Annotated in this window: 22 protein-coding genes and 1 tRNA gene; 7 read left to right on the plus strand and 16 right to left on the minus strand. The window is 67.6% G+C overall.

Features of this window, described 5'->3' with window-relative positions; all coding sequences use genetic code 11:
• Nucleotides 1-92 precede the first annotated feature (92 nt).
• Nucleotides 93-458 (plus strand): cupin domain-containing protein, encoded by a 366-nt coding sequence (locus ACIP5T_RS18170; protein ID WP_400866647.1) that lies wholly within the window; start codon nucleotides 93-95, stop codon nucleotides 456-458.
• Nucleotides 459-518: 60 nt separating this feature from the next.
• Here the strand turns inward: ACIP5T_RS18170 and ACIP5T_RS18175 are convergent, their stop codons facing one another.
• The 5 genes from ACIP5T_RS18175 to ACIP5T_RS18195 all read right to left on the minus strand — a co-directional run bounded on the left by ACIP5T_RS18175 (nucleotide 519) and on the right by ACIP5T_RS18195 (nucleotide 7,768).
• Nucleotides 519-2,882, minus strand: a complete 2,364-nt coding sequence (locus ACIP5T_RS18175) for an arylsulfatase (RefSeq protein WP_400866650.1) — start codon at nucleotides 2,880-2,882, stop codon at nucleotides 519-521.
• A gap of 127 nt (nucleotides 2,883-3,009) precedes the next feature.
• Nucleotides 3,010-4,413 carry a DUF1254 domain-containing protein gene (locus ACIP5T_RS18180; RefSeq protein ID WP_400866653.1) on the minus strand — a complete coding sequence of 468 codons (1,404 nt, stop codon included), beginning with the start codon at nucleotides 4,411-4,413 and terminating at the stop codon, nucleotides 3,010-3,012.
• 237 nt (nucleotides 4,414-4,650) lie between these two features.
• Nucleotides 4,651-5,091: a BLUF domain-containing protein gene (locus ACIP5T_RS18185; RefSeq protein WP_400866656.1), complete on the minus strand. Its 441-nt coding sequence runs from the start codon at nucleotides 5,089-5,091 to the stop codon at nucleotides 4,651-4,653.
• The gene (locus tag ACIP5T_RS18190) at nucleotides 5,088-5,345 is read right to left on the minus strand and encodes a hypothetical protein (protein WP_400866659.1); all 258 of its coding nucleotides are present in this window, start codon (nucleotides 5,343-5,345) and stop codon (nucleotides 5,088-5,090) included. Before ACIP5T_RS18190 ends, ACIP5T_RS18185 begins: the two co-directional genes overlap by 4 nt.
• A gap of 71 nt (nucleotides 5,346-5,416) precedes the next feature.
• Nucleotides 5,417-7,768: an arylsulfatase gene (locus ACIP5T_RS18195; protein ID WP_400866662.1), complete on the minus strand. Its 2,352-nt coding sequence runs from the start codon at nucleotides 7,766-7,768 to the stop codon at nucleotides 5,417-5,419.
• A gap of 131 nt (nucleotides 7,769-7,899) precedes the next feature.
• Here ACIP5T_RS18195 and ACIP5T_RS18200 point away from each other — a divergent pair, with 131 nt between their 5' ends.
• On the plus strand, nucleotides 7,900-8,217 hold the full coding sequence (locus ACIP5T_RS18200) for an NIPSNAP family protein (protein ID WP_400866665.1): 318 nt from the start codon (nucleotides 7,900-7,902) through the stop codon (nucleotides 8,215-8,217).
• A gap of 23 nt (nucleotides 8,218-8,240) precedes the next feature.
• Here ACIP5T_RS18200 and ACIP5T_RS18205 read toward each other — a convergent pair whose 3' ends face one another.
• The 4 genes from ACIP5T_RS18205 to ACIP5T_RS18220 all read right to left on the minus strand — a co-directional run bounded on the left by ACIP5T_RS18205 (nucleotide 8,241) and on the right by ACIP5T_RS18220 (nucleotide 11,555).
• Nucleotides 8,241-8,972, minus strand: a complete 732-nt coding sequence (locus tag ACIP5T_RS18205) for an SDR family NAD(P)-dependent oxidoreductase (protein ID WP_400866668.1) — start codon at nucleotides 8,970-8,972, stop codon at nucleotides 8,241-8,243.
• Nucleotides 8,973-9,042: 70 nt separating this feature from the next.
• Nucleotides 9,043-9,588, minus strand: coding sequence for a cyclophilin-like fold protein (locus ACIP5T_RS18210; protein WP_400866671.1), 546 nt, complete (start codon nucleotides 9,586-9,588; stop codon nucleotides 9,043-9,045).
• An 18-nt stretch (nucleotides 9,589-9,606) separates the two neighbouring features.
• A complete protein-coding gene (locus ACIP5T_RS18215) occupies nucleotides 9,607-10,863 on the minus strand; it encodes a multidrug effflux MFS transporter (protein WP_400866674.1) in 1,257 nt (418 codons plus the stop codon).
• 89 nt (nucleotides 10,864-10,952) lie between these two features.
• Nucleotides 10,953-11,555, minus strand: coding sequence for a TetR/AcrR family transcriptional regulator (locus ACIP5T_RS18220; protein WP_400866677.1), 603 nt, complete (start codon nucleotides 11,553-11,555; stop codon nucleotides 10,953-10,955).
• A 119-nt stretch (nucleotides 11,556-11,674) separates the two neighbouring features.
• Here ACIP5T_RS18220 and ACIP5T_RS18225 point away from each other — a divergent pair, with 119 nt between their 5' ends.
• Nucleotides 11,675-12,391 (plus strand): SDR family oxidoreductase, encoded by a 717-nt coding sequence (locus tag ACIP5T_RS18225; RefSeq protein WP_400866680.1) that lies wholly within the window; start codon nucleotides 11,675-11,677, stop codon nucleotides 12,389-12,391.
• 106 nt (nucleotides 12,392-12,497) lie between these two features.
• On the opposite strand, the gene ACIP5T_RS18230 is transcribed toward ACIP5T_RS18225, so the two are convergent.
• The gene (locus ACIP5T_RS18230) at nucleotides 12,498-13,493 is read right to left on the minus strand and encodes an NADP-dependent oxidoreductase (protein ID WP_400866683.1); all 996 of its coding nucleotides are present in this window, start codon (nucleotides 13,491-13,493) and stop codon (nucleotides 12,498-12,500) included.
• A 448-nt stretch (nucleotides 13,494-13,941) separates the two neighbouring features.
• On the opposite strand from ACIP5T_RS18230, the gene ACIP5T_RS18235 reads away from it, so the two are divergent.
• The 3 genes from ACIP5T_RS18235 (at nucleotide 13,942) to ACIP5T_RS18245 (ending at nucleotide 16,349) form a co-directional block, all read left to right on the plus strand.
• The gene (locus ACIP5T_RS18235; RefSeq protein ID WP_400866686.1) at nucleotides 13,942-15,309 is read left to right on the plus strand and encodes a D-alanyl-D-alanine carboxypeptidase family protein; all 1,368 of its coding nucleotides are present in this window, start codon (nucleotides 13,942-13,944) and stop codon (nucleotides 15,307-15,309) included.
• Between the two features lie 255 nt (nucleotides 15,310-15,564).
• Complete coding sequence (locus tag ACIP5T_RS18240) at nucleotides 15,565-16,083, plus strand: hypothetical protein (protein ID WP_400866689.1); 519 nt, start codon at nucleotides 15,565-15,567, stop codon at nucleotides 16,081-16,083.
• Between the two features lie 95 nt (nucleotides 16,084-16,178).
• Complete coding sequence (locus ACIP5T_RS18245; RefSeq protein WP_400866692.1) at nucleotides 16,179-16,349, plus strand: hypothetical protein; 171 nt, start codon at nucleotides 16,179-16,181, stop codon at nucleotides 16,347-16,349.
• A gap of 49 nt (nucleotides 16,350-16,398) precedes the next feature.
• On the opposite strand, the gene ACIP5T_RS18250 is transcribed toward ACIP5T_RS18245, so the two are convergent.
• Nucleotides 16,399-16,489: transfer RNA gene (locus ACIP5T_RS18250), tRNA-Ser, on the minus strand.
• A 173-nt stretch (nucleotides 16,490-16,662) separates the two neighbouring features.
• On the opposite strand from ACIP5T_RS18250, the gene ACIP5T_RS18255 reads away from it, so the two are divergent.
• A complete protein-coding gene (locus ACIP5T_RS18255; protein ID WP_400866695.1) occupies nucleotides 16,663-17,439 on the plus strand; it encodes a hypothetical protein in 777 nt (258 codons plus the stop codon).
• Nucleotides 17,440-17,692: 253 nt separating this feature from the next.
• On the opposite strand, the gene cydC is transcribed toward ACIP5T_RS18255, so the two are convergent.
• The 5 genes from cydC to ACIP5T_RS18280 all read right to left on the minus strand — a co-directional run bounded on the left by cydC (nucleotide 17,693) and on the right by ACIP5T_RS18280 (nucleotide 24,364).
• Nucleotides 17,693-19,375, minus strand: coding sequence for a thiol reductant ABC exporter subunit CydC (gene cydC, locus ACIP5T_RS18260; RefSeq protein ID WP_400866698.1), 1,683 nt, complete (start codon nucleotides 19,373-19,375; stop codon nucleotides 17,693-17,695).
• Nucleotides 19,372-21,039 carry a thiol reductant ABC exporter subunit CydD gene (gene cydD / locus ACIP5T_RS18265; protein WP_400866701.1) on the minus strand — a complete coding sequence of 556 codons (1,668 nt, stop codon included), beginning with the start codon at nucleotides 21,037-21,039 and terminating at the stop codon, nucleotides 19,372-19,374. Before cydD ends, cydC begins: the two co-directional genes overlap by 4 nt.
• A gap of 103 nt (nucleotides 21,040-21,142) precedes the next feature.
• On the minus strand, nucleotides 21,143-22,165 hold the full coding sequence (gene cydB / locus ACIP5T_RS18270) for a cytochrome d ubiquinol oxidase subunit II (RefSeq protein WP_400866704.1): 1,023 nt from the start codon (nucleotides 22,163-22,165) through the stop codon (nucleotides 21,143-21,145).
• Between the two features lie 14 nt (nucleotides 22,166-22,179).
• Nucleotides 22,180-23,595, minus strand: coding sequence for a cytochrome ubiquinol oxidase subunit I (locus ACIP5T_RS18275; RefSeq protein WP_400866707.1), 1,416 nt, complete (start codon nucleotides 23,593-23,595; stop codon nucleotides 22,180-22,182).
• Nucleotides 23,596-23,704: 109 nt separating this feature from the next.
• Nucleotides 23,705-24,364 (minus strand): helix-turn-helix transcriptional regulator, encoded by a 660-nt coding sequence (locus tag ACIP5T_RS18280; RefSeq protein ID WP_400866710.1) that lies wholly within the window; start codon nucleotides 24,362-24,364, stop codon nucleotides 23,705-23,707.
• Nucleotides 24,365-24,446 lie beyond the last annotated feature (82 nt).

The following is a 24,446-nucleotide window of genomic DNA, read 5'->3' on the forward strand; positions in this document are numbered from 1 at the left end:
GACGCCCTCACCCTGACGGGGTGACACCGGGTGGTGGCGCGAAGGCCCGCCGCAAGCGCGCTTCTCCGCCCGACCCCACTACCCTCGTTCGTATGGCAGACGACGTTCGCAACGTGCTCGAAGCTCTCTCGGCGATCGACGAGCATTGGCAGCCCCATCGACTGACCAGCGTCAATGACTACGACGTCAAAGTGGTCAAGCTGCAGGGCGAGTTCGTGTGGCACACCCACCCCGACACCGACGAGCTGTTCATGGTCGTGAGCGGTCAGCTGACGATCCAGCTCCGCGATCGCGACGTCATCCTGAACCCGAACGACGTGTTCGTCGTTCCGCGGGGCGTCGAGCACTGCCCGAAGGCGACGGACGAGGTCCAGGCGATTCTGTTCGAGCCGAAAGGCACCGTGAACACCGGCGACACCGGGGGCGACATGACCGCCGAACTGCAGGAGCTCGACTGACGCGATGCCGGGTGAGAGGCGCTCCCGCAACGTGCCGGCCGGCGTGAGCGAGCCCTCGTCTCACTGTCGCGTGGTGATGATGCGCATGCGGTCCTCCGGGCGGATGAGGTGGTCGTGCGCCCCTGCATCCTCGCCGAGGTCGATCTGCACCCGGTGCACCCGGCCGCCGAAGGTACTGCTGCGGGTGTCGTAGTCGTCACTGACGGGTGTGCCGGTGTCGGAGCCGACGTCCATGGTCTCGTCGCCGGAGAAAGCCAGCGGCACGGTCGCGTCGATGCGTCCGGTCGCCACCTGCTCGCCGTCGATATAGAGGTCTGCGGTGGCTCCCTTGCCCAGGCCGCCGCCGTCGTACTCGAACTCGAGCCGCACCTGGTGATCTCCACTCGACAGAGGGTCTTCCGCGCGGACATAGGTGCGCCGCATCCCGAACAGGTTGTAGCAGTATGTCGGACGCCCCTCGTGGAGGTACAGCGCCCACCCTCCGAAAGCGCCGCCCTGGGCGATCACCACACCGGACGCCGCCTCGCCGCTCACGGTGAGATCGGCGGTGACCGCGTGGGACTTGTTCTTGACGTTGAGGACGACGTTCTCCGTGAGCCGACCCATGCCGCCGAACAGCACCTGTTGATCGCCGCGAATCAACGTCGGACGCCCAGCCAGGTCGGAGTTGAATCGCTCGATGCGCCGGTCGTCGAGCGGGAAGACGTTGTATTTCGACGCCTCGAGCAGGAACTTCTGCTGCAGGTGAGCCAGCTTCTCGGGGTCCTCTGCCGCGACGTCGTGGGCCTGCGTCCAGTCGTCGGGACCATAGAGCTCCCATACATCCGTGTCGATCGGCGGCAACGGCTTCCCCTGATCCCAGGGGAGCGAATGCCTGGTGACCGCCGTCCAGCCCTGGTGATAGATGCCCCTGTTGACGAACATCTCGAAGTACTGCGTCCGCCGTCGGTCCGCGGCCTGCTCGTCGTCGAACGTGTACGTCATGCTCACGCCCTCATACGGATGCTGCTGCACGCCGTGCACGAACGTGGGTTCGGGGATGCCGGCCACGTCGAGCACCGTCGGGGCGACGTCGATCACATGGTGGAACTGGTCGCGGGTCTCACCCGCAGAGCGGATGCCGCTCGGCCAGTGCACGATCGTCCCGGTGCGCGTGCCGCCCCAGTGGGAGGCGACCTGCTTCGTCCACTGATACCGGGTGTTCATCGCGTGCGCCCAGCCGACGGCGTAGTGGTTGTATGCCGCCGGAGTCCCGAAGTCGTCGATCCGCTCAGCCATGAACTCCGGGGTCTGCATCGCACCGGCGCCGTTGAGGTTGATGAGCTCGTTGAAACAGCCGTTCACGTCGCCCTCAGCTGAGGCACCGTTGTCGCCGATGATGACGTACACGAGTGTGTCGTCGAGTATCCCGAGATCGTCCAGCGCATCGAGGAGACGGCCGACATGGTGGTCGGTGTGCTCGAGGAATCCGGCGTAGACCTCCATCTGCCGCCGGAGGACCGGCTTGAGATCCTCAGGCATGTCGTCCCACGCCGGGATCTGCTCGTGTCGGGCGGTGAGTTCAGCGGACTCCGGGATCACGCCGAGCTGCTTCTGCCGCGCGAACGTCTGCTCGCGCACGACATCCCATCCGTCGTCGAACGCGCCTTTGTACTTGTCCGACCACTCCGTCGGCACATGGTGAGGTGCGTGAGTGGCACCTGGCGCGAAGTACGTGAAGAAGGGCTTCTCGGGCATCAGCGCCTTCTGCTGTCGCACCCAGTCGATCGCTCGATCCGTGATGTCCTCGGTGAGGTGGTACCCCTGCTCCGGTGTTCCCCACGGCTCGACAGGCGTGGTGTTGTGATAGAGCGCCGGCGCGTACTGATTGGTCTCCCCGCCGATGAATCCGAAGAAGTGCTCGAACCCGCCGCCACCCGACGGCCAACTTTCGAAGGGGCCCATCGGACTCGTCTGCCACACCGGCACCTCATGGCACTTGCCGAACTGTGCTGTCGAATACCCGTTGAGCTTCAGAGTCTCTGCTAGAGGAGCGCAGTCGTTGGGCCGAACCGAGCTGTATCCCGGCGCGGATGTGGCGATCTCTGTGATGCCGCCCATGCCGACCGTGTGGTGATTTCGTCCTGACAGCAGGGCCGCCCGCGACGGGGAACACAACGAGGTGTTGTGGAAGCGCGTGTACCTGAGGCCATGTGCCGCGAGCTTCTCGAACGTCGGTGTGTTCGCCGGGCCACCGAACGCGCTCGACGCTCCGAACCCGCAATCGTCGATCAGCACGATCAGCACGTTCGGCGCGCCCTCGGGAGGGAGCAGCGGTTCGATCGGCGGAAACGCCGTGTCGGGGTCCTTCGCGTCGTACGTGGCCGGATAGTCGCTGCTTCGGTGGGGAATCGGCAGCACCTGCCGCTGGATGGACGTGCTCATGTCACCCTTCGCGCTCTGAGGTCGGAGATGATCTCCAGTCAGTGTGAGCGCGCACCGAACGAGGCGCACCGCACCATCACCCCGATCGGGTGAACCCCCCTCGAACGCACGCCGCGGACTGTCCCCTTCAGTCGACCGGCGTGATGTCGCCGAGCTTCCAGCTGCGGTCGAAGTACCGCTCGAGCGGGCCGTAGAAGCGGAAGTACGAGAACCAGTGTCGCCCGGGGATGGTCTGCACCCAGTTCGATTCGCCCATGTCAGGAGCGGTCGGCCCGAAATGCAGATCGACGGAACCGTCGTCGTTCACCCTCAGCTCGGAGTCGCGAGACCCGCGGTCACCGCGCTGTTGATCGTTGTCGATCAGGCAGCGCGTGTCGACGTCGTACACGGTCGCAGACCAGAACAGCTTCGCGGGAACGTCAGCGGGAACGTGGAGGGTGTAGTGCCGGCTCCCGTCGAGCCACTGCCCGTCGCTGCCGACGTAGGAGCCGAGGTACGCCTGCCCCACACCCGGGGTCTGGCTCTTCATGGCGAGAGAGAAGGTGACGGCCTCATAGAACCAGGATGCGCGCTCCAGCAATTCGTCGTAATCGTCGCCGCGCTGCGTGGGATTGTCCAGGACGATGGCGATCTCCCACTTGCGATCCGGCCAGTAGCCGGCCTGGTCGAACCGCTTGGCGAACGTGTTGGCCTGGGCCATCAACTCTCCGGCGGCCGCACCCTGCTCGAGGATCTCGACCAGTCGCGCATCCGGCTCGAACGGCTTGCCCCTCTCGATGCCGAGCTGCTTCAGCATCGCCAGGTAGAAGCGATCCCGTTCCTCGACGAGTTCGGACTGATAGATCGCGTGCAGCCGCTTCCAGTACGCGAGGCCCCGAGGCTGATCGCCTGACCACGCCTTCCCACCGGGCGAGATGACTCGGGTCGACGGGGGTGCGGCGTGCTCGCTGAACGGATGCACCCGCACTTCCGCCACCAGCGCTGCGGCGCGCTCGGGGTCAGGGTCGAGCGTGCGGAAGCCCAGCATGATGTTGACTCCGGTGGACTGCACCGTGCGCCAGTCCTCCGGCACGTCCTCGGGGACCGACGAGCCGGGCGGGAGCACGAGGTACGTACCACCGGCTCCTTCGTCAGGCCCCATCTCGCCGAACGCTGCGATCTCGCGCTGCCAGAAGTCGCCGATGCCGCCCGCCGTGGGTCCCGCCGGATAGTCGATCACCAGCGGACCTGTCTCGCTGAGATCGATGAAGCTCAGGATGTACGGGGTCGTCGCGTTGGCCGTGATGATGCCCAGCCGGTCCCGGTATGAGAGGTACCGGACCAGGTCGTTGGGCGTCGCGCCGAAGACCTCGCGGCTCTGACTCTGCCACTCTGCGAACGAGACCAACGGCAGCGCCCAGAGGTACGCCTGACATGCCATCTGGTAGTCGAGCTCGTCGAAGATCGTCGGAATCGAAGACCGTGTCGGCAGCTCCCCGTCCATCTCGACCGCTGCCAGGCGCCCGGTCAGCTTCGTCACATCGATCCCCACGGTCCATCCCTCCGCTGCAGCCGAAGTCCGAGCGGACCGCCCGGACGCTCTGAACACCAGCACGGGCGCGAGCAGTCTGACGCTACTCACGGTGCACCCGCCCCGACAACGACCGCCTCACCCGATCGGGGGGAGGTCGAACGCGAGTCGGGGTCGGGGGGTCGAACCGGTGTCGGGGGAATCGGCTACTTCCCTCGGTCTCGACCCGCTGTCGCGTTCCCGCTGTCCGACCGGCTCTCAGACGGCGGACTCCCGAACGCGGAACCACAGGGTGAGCTCCATGATCGCGCGTCCGATCATGTCGTGGTCACCCATACGGAGGTCGTCGAAAGAATCGCGATAGCCCGACTTCATCCCCTGCTCCGCAGCGACGAGGGACTGATATCCCATCGTCCACTCCTCGAACCTCCGCTCATGCAGCGGCTCTTCGAGCAGCACCCGGACGTCCCTGTGTCGTGGGTCTCGGCCGATCTTCTCCATCAGCGCTTCGACGTCGGACCTGGCGCCCTCCAGGATCTGCACGAACTCGCCGCCGCGGTAGAGCAGCATGCCGGTGATGTCGTGGGCGCTGTTCCGCGCGCGGCTCACTGCGAGCAGCTCGGCGAGCTCCTGCTCGCTGAACGGATGCGTGGCGCTGCTGCAGTAGACGAGCGAGACGAGCGGGTCGATCGCAGTCATCCGGCATCCCCTCCCCGACTCTCGATCTCGTCGGAGTGCGCCCCGACGGTCACCGTGGTCGTGACAGCCGCCATCGCCCGATGGTGGTCGGCGAAGTCGCCGATGGCGCGTGAGGCAGCGTCGAATGCGCGCCAGGCGCCGTCGGCTTGACGGTCGACGTAGCCGAGGAAGGAGCCGTCCCGGCTGCCCACGTAGAAGCCGTCGGCCACGCTCGCCCAGAGCGGGCGGGAGGGAAACGGCGATTGATCACCCATGGCCTCAGCGTACCTTCGCGGTTACGGCCGAGCGCGGAACCGTGATCGTCGAGAAGGCAGTCCCCGCTCGATCACTGCTTGAGCATGGCGACGGCGAGCTTGTGCTCGTCATCGATCAGATGCGAGTGGTCGTCGTCTCCGAGGTCGATGCGCACCCAGTCGATCCTCCCCGAGAACGCGTTGCCGACCGAGCCGTACTCGTGTGACACCGGCGACGCCAGATCGCAGCCCACGTCGACGGTCTCGTCGAAGGTGAACTGGAAGGGCAGCGTCTTCTCGACGCGCCCCTCACCGACCTTCTCCTCACCGGCGTAGAGGGTCACGGTGCCACCCTTGGCGACTCCTCCCCCGTCGTAGGCGAAGTGCGCTCGCAACTCCTGATCACCGGCCGCGACGGGCCCGTCTGAGCGGACGATGTCGACGTCGATGCCGAGCAGGTTGTAGGCGAACGAGAGCACTCCGCTCTTGGCATAGAACGACCAGCCGCCGTACGCACCGCCCTGCGCGATGAGCACGCCGTCGGCGCCGGCATCCGGCACCGAGACCTGAGCGGTGACGGTCCACGACTTGTTCTTGATGTTGATCGTCGAGTTCTCACTCAGCCGCTTCATGCCGGGATAGAACTTCTGCGAGTCGCTGGTGATGAGCTGCGGGCGTCCGGCGATGTCGGGATTCATCCGCTCGGCGGAGCGGATGTCGAGGGGCAGCACGTTGAACCGCGCGGCCTGGATGAGGAACAGCCGCTGCAGATGCGCCAGGCGTTCGGGCTCGGCTGCCGCGAGGTCGTTCGACTGCGTCCAATCCTCGTCGACGTTGTACAGCTCCCAGACGTCATCGTCGAGGCCGTGCGACGACCCGGCCCAGGGATCCTTATGCTTCGCAACGGCGGTCCATCCCTTGTGGTAGATCGCGCGGTTGCCGAGCATCTCGAAGTACTGCGTCTCGTGCTGCTCGGGGGCATCGGCATCCGTGAAGGTGTAGTTCATGGCTGTCCCCTCATACGGGCGCTGAGTCACCCCGTTCACGACGCTCGGTTCAGGGATGCCGGCGGCGGCGAGCACGGTGGGTGCGACATCGATCACGTGACTGAACTGGTTGCGGATCCCGCCCTTCTGCACCCCGCCGTTCGGCCAGCTGACGATCGTGCCGTTGCGGGTGCCGCCCCAGTGGCTCGCCACCTGCTTGGTCCACTGGTACGGGGTGTCCATCGCATGTGCCCAGCCGACGGCGTAGTGGTTGTACGAGCTCGGGGTGCCTATGTCATCGATGTGATCGGCGACGTACTGCTCGGTCTCGATCTCGTTCATGTGATTGATCGTGAAGCCTTCGTTCGTGGTGCCGTGCATCGATCCCTCGGCGCTCGCGCCGTTGTCGCCGATGATCACGTAGACGAGGGTGTCGTCGAGGATGCCGAGCTCTTCGTAGGCGTCGAGCAGACGGCCGACGTGGTGGTCGGCATAGGCGAGAAATCCTGCATACACCTCCATCTGGCGCGCAAGAGCCGGCTTGATCAGTTCGCTCATCTCGTCCCACGCGGGAATCCCGGGGCTTCGCTCGGTGAGAACCGCATCCGCAGGGATGACGCCCAGCTCGCGCTGACGCGCGAAGGTCTCCTTGCGCACCTCGTCCCAGCCCTGGTCGAACTTCCCCTTGTACCGATCCGCCCATTCGGCAGGGACGTGATGCGGCGCGTGCGTCGCACCCGGAGCGAAATACGTGAAGAACGGCACATCGGGGACGAGCGACTTCTGCTCGCGCACCCAGGCGATCGCCTTGTCGGTCATGTCGCCCATGAAGTGGTAGCCGTCTTCGGGCGTGCCCCAGGGCTCGACCGGCGTGGTGTTCTCGTAGAGGGCCGGGTACCACTGGTTGGTCTCACCGCCGATGAAGCCGTAGAAGTACTCGAAGCCGTTGCCGGGGGTCGGCCACCCGCTGAACGGACCGATCGCGCTCGCCTGCCACACCGGCACCTCGTGGCATTTGCCGAACTGCGACGTGTTGTAGCCGTTGAGTTTCAACGTCTCGGCCAACGGGGCACAGCTGTTGGGCCGCAGCGAACTGTAACCCGGGGCGGAGGTGGCGATCTCGGTGATCCCGCCCATGCCGACCGTGTGGTGGTTGCGGCCGCTGAGCAGTGCCGCCCTGGTCGGCGAGCACAGCGCCGTCGTGTGAAACCGGGTGTACTTCAAGCCGGCTGCCGCGACGCGCTCGAAGTTCGGCGTCTGCACCGGCCCGCCGAATGCGCTGGATGCACCGAACCCGGTGTCATCGATGAGCACCACGAGAACATTCGGAGCCCCCTCTGGCGGGCGTACCGGGGTGATCGGCGGAAAGGACGTGTCAGGGTCGGTCGCGTCGTAGGTGACCGTTCCCGTGTATGCCAGATCGGGGATCGGAAGAACAGAACGCTGTACGTCGGACATCGCCACTCCCTGCGGTACGGCGAGCCGTTCTCGCCCTGTGCGGTCGAGCGTAAGTGGGACCCGATGTCGCGGAGCCTGGAGCTCACCCCCAGCGGGCGACCCCACGCCCGGGCTCTGCGAGGATGAACGACATGATCACCGTTCACCTGCGCTACGAGATCGATCCCGACAAGCTCGACGACTTCACGGAGTACGGCCGCGCGTGGATCCGGCTGGTGGCGAAGCACGGAGGAACCCACCACGGCTACTTCATGCCGAGCGAGGGCGACAGCGATGAAGCGTTCGCGCTGTTCACCTTCCCCTCCCTGGCTGAGTACGAGATCTACCGGACGGCCTCGAGGACCGACCCCGAGTGCATCGCGGCGTTCGAGCTGGCGCGCAGAACGCAGTGCATCCGCCGCTACGAACGACGCTTCCTCAGCCCGGTCTTCTCCGCCGACGCCGACTGAGTCGCCGACGCACGACGAGTGGGTCATCGGGTGATGCGCACGCCCGTCTCCTCGGCGAGCGCAGCCAGAAGCGCATCTTGGAACGCCGTGTCGTTCACCGACGCGTGAGGCTCCTGTCTCTGCTGGTGGTGCCAGTACGACCCGCTGGTTCGGGCTTCAGAGTCATCGCTGACCGCGAGCCACTCCTGCGTCCGGTGGCCCAGCTCGAGGCTGTCGGGGGCTCCGGCACCGCCCATGCGAGTGGGGACCCAGCCCGGGTCGACGGAGTTCGACAGGACGCTGGGGTGCAGACGCGCGATCGCCGCGGCGAGGGTGCTGACGTACAGCTTGCTGTCGCTGTACGACCCCGCGTTCCGCCCGAGCCAGTCGACGCCGTCGAGGCGGGGCTCGCCGCCGAAGTGAGACCCGCTGCTGAGATAGATCAGTCGCGACGGCAGCGGCAGAAGTGCTGTCAGCAGGTACGGCGCGATGATGTTGACGGGCATGACGTGCTTGCCGCTCCACACCCCGGCGTTGTGCACGACGGCATCCAGCGGCGCCTGCTCGAGCAGCTCGGAGGCGATGCGTCGCACGGCGTCGCGGTCGGCGAAGTCTCCGACGACCAGCCCCGCGCCGTGGTCGGTCAACGGCCGCAGGTGCGCCGCGCGCTCGGCATTGCGCGCGTGGACGATGACGTCATGCCCTTGGCTCTGCAGAGTCTCTGCGGTGAGACGTCCGAGTCCGTCGGCGGATCCGGTGATGAGGATGCGGCTCATGCGTGTTCTCCTTGTCGGTTTCCGTTCGTGAGGGGCATGCGAAGGAGGCGATCGTCTCCCTCGCGGGGGGTCAGTTGACGATCGTGATCGTCACCGGGCCGCCTTCGAGAAGAGACAACTGCTCTTCGGTCGCAGTGTAGGTGCCGATGTGCAGGGTGGCATCGGAGTAGCCGATGCCGGTCGCGTCGTAGTAGAAGCCGAGGTTGCCCCACGGCGTGAAGTAGATGAGGTCGCCGTCTTCCGGGTCCGAGCCCGGCGAGCCCGAGTAGTTCAGCTCGCGGGGCAGGTAGGCGATCTTCTCCGCACCGGCGAACTCTTCGACGACCAGCTCCATCGGCAGCAGGGAGAGGAAGTCGCGCACCCCCGGGCTGTCTTCACCGATGGTGACGTCGACGTCGGTGCGGTCAGAGGTGAACCGGACGATCGTGCCGACGATCTGCTCCGTCTCGGCATCCTCCGACGCCTCACTCGGAGAGGGCGTCGTGGCGAGCGGTGTCGGGCTCGCGGCGGCGGAAGCGCGTATGCCGTCCGGCGAGGCGTCTGATGCCGGTGCACAGGCGGTGGTCATCGATACCAGCAGCACGGCTGCGGCGAGCGCAGGGAGTCTGTATGCCATGAGTCTCTTCCGTTCCGCTCAGGCGACGGGGGTGGATTCCGGCGTCGCATGCGCATGCGTCGCTGGTGCAGGAGTCTGGTGCCTGCGCACCAGGAGGAGGCAGGCGGCCGCGGCGAGCAGCACACTCACGACGGTGACGATCCCGAGAGGCAGGATGCTGAGCGCACCGGCGACCCCGACGAGCGGGGCCGCGACCCCACCGAAGCCGAATCGGACCATGCCCAGCAGGGACGACGCGGTTCCGGCCATCTGCGGGTAGTCGGAGAGAGCGAGGGTGGTGGCCGGTGGTGCGGTGATCGCGACACCGCTCGACAGCGCGAACAGCGAGACGATGACGATCCACAGCGGCAGCGGAGTCAACCCGGCGATGAGGAGCCCGATTGCTCCCAGCCCGGTGACGACGACGCCGACCGCGAGCGTGCCGGAGATGCTCCAGCGCTCTGCGGTGCGCCCGGCGATGTAGCCGCAGACCATGTGGCCTGCGGAGTTGAGCCCGAAGGCGGCCGCGTACCACTGTGGCGTGAGCCCGTAGATGTCCTGCAGCACGAAGGTCGAGCCCGCGAGGTAGGCGAACAGCGCCGCGTAGAGGAAACCCTGGTTCAGCACCGCGCCGAGGAACACCCGGTCGCCCAGAAGGGTGCGGTAGGCGTACAGGGTTTCCCCGAACCCGCCGCGCGTTCGCTGCTCGTCCGGAAGCGTCTCTCCGAACACCAGGAGGGTGATCACGAGGATCACCACTCCGATGACGGCGAGGAAGACGAAGAGACCGCGCCAGTCGGTGACGGTGTTCAGCAGACCGCCGAGGAGCGGCCCGACGATGGCCGCGAACCCGCCGACGACGGTGAGGCGCCCGTAGAAGCGGATGAGGGCCTTGCCCTCGAAGACGTCACGGCCGGCCGCGGTGGCGATGACGATCCCGACGCCGCCGGCGAGGCCCTGCACGAGGCGTGCGAGGATCAGCAGCTCGATCGACGGGCTGAGCGCGCACAGCACCGAGGTGAGGATGTACGCCACGATCCCGATCAGGAGGATTCCCCGGCGCCCGAACCTGTCAGACAGCGGGCCCGCGATCAGCTGGCCCGCGGCGAGTCCGATCAGGCAGGCGGTCACCGTCAGCTGCGCGACCGAGGTGACCGCTCCGAGTTCTGCGGTCAGCGCAGGCAGTGCGGGCAGGTAGAGGTCCATGGAGATCGGGCCGAACACCGTCAGCAGCAGGAGCACTGACGGCAGCAGCCGGCGGGTGATACTCGGGGAGGTCGACGAGATCGGAGGCATGGTTCCATCGTGCGCTTCGGCAGGTGCACGTGGGAGTCCCTGACGAGGGGTGTACTGACAGGGTGCCCGTCAGACACACTGGCGCCCGCTCAGGCAGGCAGGATCGCCCGGAGCTGCGCCGCGATCTCGTCGACGATCTCGTCGATCGACTTCTCTGCGTTCACGGTGGCGGACATCGTGAGGAACATCACCGCCGAGACGACTCGAGCGAGCGCCGCCGCACGATCGGCCGACAAGCCCTCGACTCGAGCGAGCACCTCGACGACGAGCTGCTCGGTCTGTCCGGTGAGACCGAGCGCCTCACGGTGGTGCGGCTCCTCAGGGTCGCCGAATACGATCTCTCGCAGATAGGTGCGGCCGTTGTCGATCTGCTTGCGGTTGCACTCCACGACGGGCCGGATGACGGCCAGCACCCCGTCGTGCGCCGCTTCGGCCTCGGCGGCGGCCGCACGGCTGCGCTCGAGCGCCTCCGCGTACATCGAGTTCTGCACGAGCAGAAGCAGCTCGCCCTTCGTCTTGGCGTACAGGAAGAGGGTGCCCGTGCCGATATCGGCGCGATCGGCGATCTCCTGCGTGGTGACGTCGTCGACTCCCCGCTCGGCGAAGAGCTCACCGGCGGCGGATGTGATGCGCGCGAGCTTGTCGAGCTTGTTGCGTTCGCGACGACCGAGGGGCCGGGTGTCGACGGTCATGGTGCCTCCGGGAACAAATAGTGATCCTGCTCAGTTGTGATCATAGTCACTAATTTGCGGGCTCTGAAAGGTGCCCTCATCCTCCCACGTGGCCCTCCCACAACAGAAAGTCCTCGAATATGCCCTCCCTCACTGGAGCAGTCGTCCTCATCACCGGCGCGAACGGCGGCATCGGCACGCATTTCGTGCACGAAGCACTCGCGCGCGGCGCCGCCAAGGTCTATGCGACCGCGCGCACTCCCCGCACGTGGGATGACGAGCGGATCGTGCCGCTCGCGCTCGACGTGACCGATTCCGCCTCGATCGCCGCCGCCGCTGCGGCGGCACCCGATGTGACGGTGCTCATCAACAACGCGGGCGCCTCGGTGCCGACGCCGGGCATCCTCTCGCACAGTGATGACGAGATCCGCGCGAACGTCGAGACGAACTTCCTCGGCCCGCTGTTCCTCGCGCGAGCCTTCGCTCCGATCCTCTCGGCGACCCCCGGATCCGCGATCATCGACATCCACTCCGCGCTCAGCTGGTACGCCGTCGCCGGCATCTACAGCGCGACGAAGGCGGCCCTCTGGTCGGCGACGAACTCGCTGCGAGTCGAGCTCGCCCCGGCGGGCGTGCACGTCGTCGGTGTGCACGTCGGCTACGTCGACACCGCGATGGCAGCGAACGTCACCGACCCCAAGCTCGACCCGGCCGACCTGGTGACCCAGGCTCTCGATGCGACCGAGGCCGGCGAGTACGAGGTGCTGGCAGACGACATCTCGGTGCAGCTCAAATCGGCACTCAGTGCACCCCTCGAGGCGCTCTACCCTCAGCTCGCTCGCACCACCGAGGACTGAGCGAGCAGAGGAAGGCCCCGTGGATCGATCTCTGCGATCGGTCGACGGGGCCTTTCTCTGCACGCACCGCGCTCTGCGCGCAGAACAGCCGCGCGCAGAGCAGGCGTCAGGGGTTGCTGACCACGGACTTCCCTCGGATGCCGCCCTTCGCGAGCGCCTCGATGCCCGCTGCGGCATCGTCGAACGGGAAGACCCGACCGACGATGGGACGCAGCGCGCCGGCATCCACCAGCTGTGCGATCTCGCGGAGCTGCTCGCCGCTGGCGCGCATGAACAGGAACCGGTAGTCGACTCCGAGCCGCTTCGCCTGCGAGCGGATCTTGCGACTCAACGCCGTGACGGCCAGTCGAACGATCGGATTGAGGCCCGCTTCGCGGGCGAACTCGGGAGTCGGAGGACCAGAGATGCCGATCGCGGTGCCGCCGGGTCGCAGAACACGCAACGACTTCTCCAGGTTCTCGCCGCCGAGGCTGTCGAGCACGAGGTCGTATCCGCTGAGAAGCTGTTCGAAGTCCTGACTCCGGTAGTCGATGACATGATCGGCGCCGAGCATCCGCACGAACTCGGCGTTGCCCGCGCTAGCCGTCGTCGCGACCTCGGCGCCGAGATGCTTCGCGAGTTGGATGGCGACCGAACCGACACCGCCCGCACCTGCGTGGATGAGCACCTTCTGCCCGGGGCCCACGTTTCCGAGCTCGACCAGCGCCTGCCACGCCGTCAATGCCACGAGCGGAAGCGCCCCCGCCTCCTCCATCGTGATCGACGACGGCCTGCGGGCGACGTCGCTCTCGTGGATCGCGATCCGCTCGGCGAACGTGCCGATGCGATGATCCCGCGGCCGTGCGAACACCTCATCGCCAGGCACGAAGTCCCGCACTCCGGCTCCGACACGGATCACGGTACCCGCGACGTCGTGACCGAGGATGACCGGCAGCGTGTACGGGAGGATGAGTGCGAACTCGCCCGCCCGGATCTTCTCGTCGAGCTGGTTGAGCCCGGCCGCCTGCACGCGCACGAGCACGTCGTGCTCTCCCACGGTCGGCTCGGGGACCTCCGCTTCATGCACGGCGGTCTTGTACTTCGAGAGGACGAACGCTCTCATCGATCTTGCTCCTTGGTCGTCGCACTCATAACGAGTGCACTCTATTATGAGTGGCCTCAGTTTTATTGTCAAGAGTGTGCAGATGCGCGCCTCTCGTGCAACGGGCGGAGCATACGGGCCTGCGAGACGAAAGTCACCCCGGTTCACGAGGAGCCCTGCCCGCCGTATCGTGGGGGTCACCTCTCAAGTACGGCGTGCACAACGGTGTGCGCGTCGATCGTGAAAGAGCTGAGAGCAGATGCCCGGCGTTGCGACTTCCGTCCTTCGGCTGGGCATCGCCAATTCCGGCAGCATTGCGGCCAGCGCGCGGCGACGCCCCGGTCGCCTCGCGATCCCCGTGCCGCGCGCTTGTCCCCCGAACGGCCGATACCCAACGCTGCGGACATACGCGAGGATGGCCTTTTCTGAGGATTTCTGACGACAGGTGGCGCGCGATGAGGGGCTATCGATGACGGCGCCCAATCAGCCGGTGGATGGGCTGTCTGATTTCGCGGAGCTCATGGCGCACGAGCAGGAGTTCAGCGGTGATCTGATCGATCCCGCGGTGCGTAGAAGACGCAGGCGACGAGGGCTCCTCATCACGGCCGTCTGCATCGTCCTGCTGCTGGCCGTGAGCGGAGGTTACGTCGGGTGGGCTCTCACCGCGCCGGTGAATCCGCCCGCGGTGACCACTCGCACACCGCCGGTCCCGGTCGGCGATGTCTTCGCCGCTGTCACCCCGACGGCTGCGGCATCAGCGATCAGCGTCGCCAGCGCCGATGCCTATCTCGGGGAGGCGGCGAGCGGGACCTGGTCGGCGACAGGGACGGCCGAACCGCTCCCGATCGCGAGCATCACCAAGCTCATCACCGCTCTCGTCATCCTCGACGCGTCGCCGCTAGCGTCTGCGGATGACCCCGGGCCGACCATCACGTTCGGCAAGGCCGACCACGATCTCTACGACGTGTACTACGTGCAGGGCGCGACCATCGCTCCGATGCCCACCGGCACCTCGATGTCACTGCACGATGCCCTGGCCGTCATGCTCATCCCCTCTGCGAGCAACTACGCCGAGGCGCTGTCGACGCGGATCTTCGGATCGCAGAGCGCGTTCCTCGACGCGACACGCGACTGGCTCGCATCCCACGGGCTCACCGGAACGACGGTCGCGGAGCCCACCGGCCTCAGTCCGCGGAACACGAGCACGCCCGCCGACCTGCTCGCCATCGCCAAGCTCGCCGCCGCGCACCCGGCGATCGCTCGCATCGTCGCGACCTCGTCGATCTCGATCCCCGGCGCCGGCCCGCTCCACAACACGAATGACCTCCTCGGCACCGCGGGGATCACGGGGCTGAAGACCGGGAACCTGGGCGAGGGCACGCACAATCTGCTGTACACGGCCACACTCGACGTGGGCACGACCGATCCGCTCGCGGTCACCGGCGTCATCCTCGGGGGATCCTCGCACGCGGCGGTGAACGCCACGGTGATCGCCGCGCTCGAAAGCATCCGCGCCGGTTTCCACGAGGTGCCCGTCGCGACCGAAGGCCAGGAGGTCGGATCGATCTCGACGCCCTGGGGATCCACCGCCACGCTGGTCCTCGCCGAGAGCGCGTCGATCTTCACCTGGTCGGACACGCCGATCGAGCAGACGATGGACATCGACAGCCCGCCCACGTACCGCGACGGCACGGTCGTGGGAAGCGTCACCTGGACGGCCGGCCCGAACGCGGTCACCGTTCCCGTGATGATCTCGGGAAGCATCGCTCAGCCCACGGAGTGGTGGCGGCTCACCCATCCGTCCGAGCTCGGCCCCTTATGGGATGCCGGGCGCTGAGGCTGCTCTCGAGCTGTCTCGATTGCGAGTTCTCGTCGCTCCACGCTGCACTCCCGGGGCATCTGGGAATCGCGTGAGAATCGACGGGCACCGCTCGGCCGCGCCGTTAGCGTCGAAGCATGGATATCGACACCAGACGACCCCGGGCTCGCCGTGCACGCGTCCTCTCTCCCCTGGTCGGGATCGCCGTCACAGGCGCGCTGCTGGCCGGGTGCGCCGCCCCCGCCTCCCCGACCCCCACGGTCACGCAGACGGGTGACAGCACCCGCCGATCCCGCGCCGAGCCCGTCACCCAGCGCGTCTGCCTCGGCGGCGGACGCCAGCCCGACGGGCATCGGAGACGTCGAACTGGGCGCGCCCTTCGACGAAGCCGTGGCGGCTGCGGGTGCGACTCCGGTGGAAGCCTGCCCATGGCTCGCCTCCGCCGAGGCCGACGGATACATGCTGACCGTCCAGCGCCCCGAAGTCTCGGAGCAGGACCCCGCGGTGGTCGACCTCGTGCAGGTGTCCGCCTCGCCCGTCGACCTCGAAGGCAGGCCGGCTGTCGGCCCGGTGACAGCCGAGGGGATCGGTCTCGGTTCCCGGGTGGACGAGGCGCTGGCCGCATACCCGGACGCGGCCGAGATCGAGAGCGTCGGCGATCGCCGGTATCTCGCGATCGAATCCGAACCCGGCACCGGCTCCGTCTTCCTGACCTACACGGCCGGAACCGACATCATCTGGGCAGTGACGGCGACGACCCTCGACGAACCGCCGTACGAATCCTGCGGCTGAGCGCGGGACTTCATCGTCCGCGGCCCCTCCCGCACCCTGGTGCGCTGAGGAATGGCCGCGCGCACTTGGGGGCATGAGCTAGCCAGGGGCGACGAATGCGGGCATGGCGTGTTACACCGACGATCGATGTGGTCGGAATGCTCGTCGGGGCGGTGGTCGCGATGTTCGTCGCACCCATCGGGGTCGGCTTCGGCATCAGCGGCGGGCTGTTCCTCGGCATCCTCATGGCGACGATCGCGTGGATGACCAGGCGACAGGTGAAGTAGCACCCTCGCCCCGGATACGGAAAAACCCCCGATTTCTCGGGGGTTTCCATGGCGGTGACGGTGGGATTTGAACCCACGGTAGGGGGTTACCCTACACAACTTTTCGAGAGTTGCACCTTCGGCCGCTCGGACACGTCACCGCGGACTAGCTTACGACAACCCGCGCCACGGCGCGAATCGAGCGAGTCGGACGAGTCTCGGCGGGGCCCTTTTCTCCGGCGGTGCCCCCGTCGGCCGTCGCGCCCGCTGGTTAGGATGGCCTAAGGCATCCGTCACGGATGAGCCGCGGAGTCGAGGCACGGAGGGGACGCACATGGGCTTCATCACGTCGGAGGCGCTGGCAGAGACCGGCTATGTCGTGCTCGACGACCACGACCAGGCATCCGACCCCGCCGAGTGGCTCGACCTCGAGTACATCGGCTGGCGCTCGTCGGGCGTCACCCGCTTCGCCCCGCTCGCCAGCTACGCCGGCGAGATCGAGTGCAACGGCTTCTGGAACCAGACCCCGCCCCGCACCGACAAAGACGGAGTGTGGGTCGAGTCGCAGGTGGCGATCGCTCCGATCCTGCAGCGACGTGCGCTCGAGCCGGGCGCTGGAGTCGGCCGCTGCCGAGTCATCGAGCTGCAGCCCAACGACTACGCGGATGCCGTCTACAACCTGCACCAGGACGACAACAACCGCCTCAACGAAGACGGCACCGGCTGGGTCGTGCGCGGCTACTACAACCTCTCGGACGACACCGACTCGCTGCTGCTCCTGCGCTCCGACCGCTTCGATCCGGCGACCGAGATCCGCCTGCCGCTGCGTGAGGGGTCGCGCATCATCGTCGACACCCAGCGCTTCTGGCACGCGGTCTGGCACCGCGGCACCACCCCGCGATACGCGCTGATCACGTCCTGGACCTCTGGCCCCGAGCTCGACGCCTACATCGAGGCGAACCACGGCGACCCGCATCCCGCGACCGTCGACCTCGACCCCCAGCTCGTCGACGACGCACAGGTCGAACTGCACCGCCGCATCGAAGAGCGCCGCCGCGTCTTCGAAGCGCAGGGCATCGTGATGGAGCCTCGGGCCGACCTCAACGTCTGAATTCGGCCGCTCCGGCGTCTACCTGCAGGACGGGGGCACGTCTGCAGGACCGGAACCGGGTTCCGCCTCGACATCCGTGCTTCTGTCCTGCACACGGCCGTCGGCACCGCGACCGGCCCGTCGTCCCGGACGCCGGCACAGCTTCGGAGCCCAGACTCGACGCACCGGACGGAACGACGGATGCCACGGAGCGCCGGCACGGCATCCGAAACGGTGCCCGGCGAAGACACCCCGACCCCGTACAGTCGCCCGACTACGCCGAAACCGTGCGCCCGTCTTCCAACCGGACGACCCGGTCGACGGTTCCCGCGGGCGGGGCCACGTGCGAGATCAGCAGCACCGACTGATCCCCTGCCGCCTGCAGCAGGTCTCGCAGCAGCGCATCGGAGGCGTCGGGATCGACGCCGGCGGTGGGCTCGTCGAGCACCAGCACCGGGAATCCTCGCAGCAGCGCCCGCGCCAGGGCGATGCGTTGCGCCTGACCGCCCGAGACCAGTCCGCCACGGTCGCCGACCCGCGCGTCCAGTCCACCGCGCTCGCGCACCCAGGTTCCGAGCCCGACGCGGTGCAGCACCGCGAGCAGCTCGTCATCTGTCGCGTCGTCCTTCGCGAACAACAGGTTCTGCCGGATGTCCTCGTCGAACAGCTGCGGGCTCTGCTCGCACAGTCCGATCGTGCGGCGCAGCGCCGGGCCCGACAGTGCCGCAGCATCCATGCCGCCGACGGAATACTCACCCTCGACGCGCAGGAATCCGACGAGCGCCGCGGCCAGCGAGCTCTTGCCCGCACCGCTCGGACCCGATACCAGAACGCGCTCACCCGGATGCAGGTCGAGGTCGACCCCCCGCAGAGCGGGCGATCCGCCCGGCCACCATGCGCGCACACCCCTGAGCCGCAGAGTCGGAACGCCGACGATCTCCGCATCATCACCCTCGTCCGACCGCAGCTCGGTCGGCACCTGCGAGGGCAGCACCTCGACGATGCGCTCGGCGCTCGACCGCACGCTCCGCCAGGATGCCGCGGCGATCGGCACTGCGCCGAAGACCTCGAACACGACCATGGGCACCAGCACGGCGACCGCGAGCCAGGGTCCGTCGATCACGCCGGTGGTCAGCCCCGGGGCCGCGACAGCGAGCGCCCACACCGAAGCGACACCGGCCGCAGCCGACACGACTCCTGCCGCGATCGCCTGGGCGAGGGATGCTGTGCTCACGGCGCGGCGCAGTTCGGCATCCGCCTGCCGCACGCGCTCGCGCGCCTGTGGTTCCGCCCCGTAGGCGAGCAGCACGTCGAGCGTGCCGAAGTAGTCGGTCAGAGCGGCCGAGAGGTCTCCCCGGCGGCGTGACACGGCGGCCTCGGCACGCGAGCCGAACACCCACCCCAGGCCGACGGCCGCGGCCGCGGCGAGCACCAGGCACACCGCGAGGGTCAGTGCCGCAGGCACCGACACGAACAGCAGGAACCCGACCGCACCGAGCGCGACGAGCCCTGAGACTGCGAGCGGTTGCACGACGCGCAGCGGCAGGTTCTGCAGGTTCTCGACGTCGTCGACGAGTGCCGAGAGCACCCGGCCGTGGTCGGTGCGTCCGAGACCGGCGGGCGACAGCGGGGTCAGCCGCCGCACCATGTCGGCACGCGTCGAGGCCAACTGACGCAGCGCCGCGTCATGTCCGCTCAGCCGCTCGAGGTATCTCGTCACCGCGCGTGACACGGCGAAGAACCGCACACCCACCACAGCGATCGACAGCGGCACGAGCGAGTCGACGATCGACGCGCTGACGATCAGCCAGCCGCTCACGGCGAGCAGGCTCACCGCAGCCCCCGCCGAGAGGAAGCCCCAGATCAGCCCGGGGAGGAATCGCCGCACAGGCGGCTGCGCCAGACGGAGGATGCCGCGGATGCGCGCCGAGGTGCCCGCGGTGGAATTCGCGCTCATACCCTCACCCCCAGCTCGATCACCCTGTCGGCGATAGCCCTGGCCGAGCGGCGGTGCGAGACGAGGAGAACGGTGGCACCGGCATCCGCCCGGGCGCGCAGCGATGCCCAGAGCCGTTCTTCGGTGTCGGGGTCGAGCGCACTGGACGGCTCGTCGAGCGCCAGCACGGCGTCGCGGCGGCTGGAATGCCGATAAAGCGCTCGGGCGACCGCGACCCGTTGCGCCTGGCCACCAGAGAGCCCACTCCCCTGCACGCCCAGCTCGAGCTCCGGGTCGAGATCGTTCGCGCACGCGTCATCGAGCGCTCGGCGGATGCCGTCCACATCCGGGGCAGGATCGCCCAGCGCCACGTTCGCGGCGATCGTGCCGCGGCTGAGTTGGGGCCGCTGTCCGCTCCAGGCCAGCCACTCCGACGTCGCGAGCTCGCGCACATCGACGTCGCCGACAGTGGCGGCCCCCTCGAACTCGACCGCACCGCGCAGCGCCGCGAGCAGACTCGACTTGCCCGCGCCACTCGGTCCCTCGATCAGGGTGACGGTTCCGGGGGTCGCGGTGAACGAGACCGGGGGCAGATCGCGCACCCGCAGGTCGGAGACGACCAGGTCTCGCGGGTTCGTGCTCCACAACTCCGGAGATCCATCCGGAGAACCGGCCGGATCAGCAGGATCCAGCCCGACCGTCGCCGGATCTCCGGAGTTATGGAGCGAGACCGCTCGAGCCTCGGCCGAATCCAGCACCTCGAACACGTCTTCCGTCGCCGCGACGCCCTCTGACGCGGCGTGGAACTGCACGCCCACCTGGCGGATCGGCAGGAAGGCCTCGGGGGCGAGCAGCAGGACGAACAATCCGACCTCGAGCGACAGGTCGCCGGACAGCAGCCGGAATCCGACGGCCACCGCGATCAGCGCCACGGCGAGCGAGGCGAGCAGCTCCATCGCGAACCCGGAGAGGAAGGAGAACCGCAGCACCTTCATGGTCTCGCGGCGATACTCGTCTGCGGTGTGCTCGATCTGAGCGGCGGCACGACGCTCGCGACCGAACAGACGCAGCGTCGAGAGCCCCTGCACGGTGTCGGCGAACCGCGCCGCGAGGCGCTGCAGCGTCTGCCACTGCGAGCGCTGCACCGTGCGGGTGGCGATGCCGATCAGGATCAGGAAGAGCGGGATCAGCGGCAGGGTGATCAGCGCGGTGAGCCCGCTCGGCCAGTCCTGCCACCACATCACCGCGACCAGCACGGGCGTCGCGATGACCGTCAGCACGAGCTGCGGGATGTACCGGGCGAAGTACGCGTCGAGAGCTTCGAGCCCGTGGCCCGCAGTGACGGCGAGCTGCGCCTGGTTGCGCTGCGCGAGCCAGCCCGGTCCGAGGCGGCCGACCGCGGCGATCAGCGCGGCGCGCAGCTGCATCCCCGTCTTGGCTGCCGCACGGGTTCCGGCGGCATCCGAGGCGGCGATCAGCACCCCACGCAGCGCCGCGAGCCCGAGCAGCCACAGCAGGGATGCCGTGACGTCGCGCCCGGCGAGCGCGCCGGTGACGGCATCCGTCAGCATCCACGCGAACGCGATGGTCACCGCGGTCTGCACGACGCCGATCGCGCCCGACAGCAGCAGGAATCCGCGGGCCGCGCTCGCGTAGCGCAGCAGGCGGATGTCGACCGGCTTCATGCGTCGACTCCGCCCGAGTCAGGGCACACACGATGCCCCGGTCTGCACACCGAATCGGTGAGAACGTGTGCGATCCGGGGCATGTTGTGCGATGTGGGCGAGCTCACGCGTGCGCCGGAGCCCCCTCGATCGAGCTGCGGGTGACCCGCTTGCGGAAGATCCAGTAGGTCCACGTCTGGTACGCCAGCACGAGCGGCAGGGCGATCAGGGCGGTCCAACTCATGATCGTCAGCGTATACGGCGTGCTCGATGCGTTCTCGATCGTGAGGCTGAACGCCGGGTCGATCGTCGACGGCATCACGTAGGGGAACAGCGCCGCGAACAGCATCACGACAGCGGATGCCACGGTCACAGCGCCCGCCGTGAAGGCCCGCCCGTCGCGGCCACGCATCGAGAAGACGACCGAGCCGATGAGGGCGAGCGCGGCGACGAGTCCGCATCCGACGACCATCAGCAGCAGAGGGGCCTCCCGATCCCAGGCGATGCCGATCGTCCAGATCACGGTGCCGGCAGCGGCGAGCACGGTGGGGCCCGCAGCGAGCTTGACCAGGCGACGGGCATCAGTGTGCACCTGTCCATCGGTCTTGAGCGAGACGAACAGCACGCCGTGCAGGAAGAACAGCAGCAGCGTGGTGACGCCGACGAGCAGCGCATACGGGTTCAGCAGCGCGAAGAAACCGCCCACGTAGATGTGGTTCTCGTTGATCGCCACCCCCTGCACGATGTTGCCGAAGGCGACGCCCCAGAGCAGCGCCGGCACGGCCGAGCCGATCACGATCATCCGGTCGAAGCCGCGCTTCCACTTCGCCGACTCGCGCTGATGCCGGTACTCGAACGACACCCCTCGCAGGATCAGCGCGAGCAGGATCAGCAGCAGCGGAAGGTAGAACCCGCTGAACAGCGTCGCGTACCACTCGGGGAACGACGCGAACAGGCAAGCGCCCGCGACGATGACCCAGGTCTCGTTGAGATCCCAGATCGGGCCGATCGTGTTGATCACCTGGCGACGCGAGACGTCGTTCTTACCGAGGAACGGCAGCGACATGCCCACGCCGAAGTCGAACCCGTCGAGCACGAAGTAGCCGACGAAGAGGAAGGCGACGATCCAGAACCACATGTATTCCATGACTGTTCCCTTTCTCAGTACACGACGGACGGCAGCTGGGCCGTCTCCTCGTGGGGCTGCTCTTCGGTGTCCGGACCCTTCTGAGCCGCGCGGATGATGAGGCGGATCTCGACCACGGCGAGCGCGGCATAGATCGCGGTGAAGGCGATCAGCGAGATGAGGACTTCGAGCCCGCTGACCCCCGGCGAGACGCCGTCCTGCGTGGTCATGAGTCCGAAGACGATCCAGGGCTGCCTGCCCATCTCGGTGAAGACCCAGCCCATGATGTTGGCGACGAGCGCGAGCGGGAACGACCAGATCGCGAGCTTCCACATCCACGGTGCGGGCGGGTTCTTGGCGCCCTTGCGGGTGACCCAGAGACCGACGACCGCGACGAGCGCTGCGGCCATGCCGAGGCCGATCATCCAGCGGAACGCCCAGTACGTGACCCAGAGGATCGGGGCGAACTCGGTGAGACCGGTGTCGGCGAAGGTCGTGGCGTACTCGGCGTTGAGGTCGTTGATGCCGTGCACGCACGCGTCGAACGTGTGGGTCGACAGCAGCGACAGCAGGTACGGCACGCGGATCGAGAACAGCTCGGAGCTGCCGTCGGGGGTGCCCAGCGTGAAGAGGCTGAAGGAGGCATCCGGCCCGCACACCGTATTGAACGTCGCCTCGGCGGCCGCCATCTTCATCGGCTGCGCGGCGTACATCGCGAGGCCCAGCTGATCGCCGGTGAGCACGACGCCGGCGGTCGAGACGATCATCGCCCACAGCCCGAACTTCAGCGAGATGCGCATGGTGTCGAAGTGCTGGCCGCGTGCCAGGTGCCAGGCCGAGACCGAGATCACGACACCGGCGGCGAACATCAGCGCACCGAAGATCGTATGGGGGAAGGCGGCGAGCGCGACCGGGTTGGTCAGCAGCGCCCAGAAGTCGGTGAGCTCGGCGCGGTTGGTCTCGGGGTTGAAGACGTAGCCGACCGGGTTCTGCATGAAGGCGTTCGCGGCGATGATGAAGTACGCCGACAGGATGCTGCCGATCGAGACGCACCAGATGGTGGCGAGGTGCAGCTTCTGCGGCAGCTTGTCCCAGCCGAAGATCCATAGGCCGATGAACGTCGCCTCGAAGAAGAACGCCAGCAGGCCCTCGAAGGCGAGCGGGGCGCCGAAGACGTCACCGACGAAGCGCGAGTAGTCCGACCAGTTCATGCCGAACTGGAACTCCTGCACGATGCCCGTGACGACGCCCATGGCGAAGTTGATCAGGAAGATCTTGCCGAAGAAGCGCGTGAGGTGCAGGTACTGCACCTTGCCGGTGCGCACCCACGCGGTCTGGAAGATCGCCGCGACGAGCGCCATGCCGATCGTCAGCGGCACGAACAGGTAGTGGTAGACGGTCGTCAGACCGAACTGCCATCGAGACAGGACCAGCGGGTCTAGCCATTCCATGTGCCACTCCTTCTTCGATGCCCTTGTTCTTCTGTGCGCCGGGTGCCACGCTAACGACGGACCTGCCGCCCCCGATGGGCCGCAGACCGTGAATAAGACAGATGCTCGCCTAGGCGGCGGTCATCTCCGTCAGGCGCAGCTGCACGGTGCAGTCCGCCGGCATGGCGGAGGTGCGCACGGCCTCGGCGGCGAGCGGCCCACCGGCTTCGGTGAGCACCCCCTGCATGAGGCCGAGGTGCACGGAGCACAGCATCGGACGGTCTTCGGCGCGACCCGCGGCATGCGGGCACGGGCTGAGATCGACAGTGAGCTGCTCGTCATCGACGACGGGCTCGAAGCCGCTCTCCTCCAAGTGTTCGATCAGGGCATCCAGCTGGTAGATCGCGTCACGACCCAGAGCGGATGCGGATGCCGGGAGCACACGGCGCAGCAGATCGCCGCGGACGGCGGCCGCCTTCGCCTTGTTGCGCGCGATGGGGCTGGAGGCATCCGCCGCACCGGTCGCAGCGCTGTAGAGAGTGCGCGGACGGCCGCGGGTGGTGCGGTGCTCGCTGGCCTGGATGACGTAGCCGCCCTCGATCAGCCGCTGCAGGTGCTCACGCACCGTGTTGGGATGCAGACCCGTGGCCGTGCACAGCTCACCGATCGTCAGCTCCGCACGCGTCTGGGCGGTGTCGTTCTGTGCCGAGCCGCCCTCGAACAGCGCGTGCAGGATCCGCACTCGCGAGAAGGTCGAGATCGGCCCGCAGACGGGCCCGCCGTTGGCCATGACTCCAGTATTCCGTGGCCGCTGCGCGACATCGAGGGGTTGGGCCGTGAATAATGCCCGAACCGATAGGGATGTCTGATCC

Origin of the sequence: Microbacterium sp. NPDC088619 (assembly GCF_044752825.1) — a bacterium.
Lineage (GTDB): Bacteria > Actinomycetota > Actinomycetes > Actinomycetales > Microbacteriaceae > Microbacterium.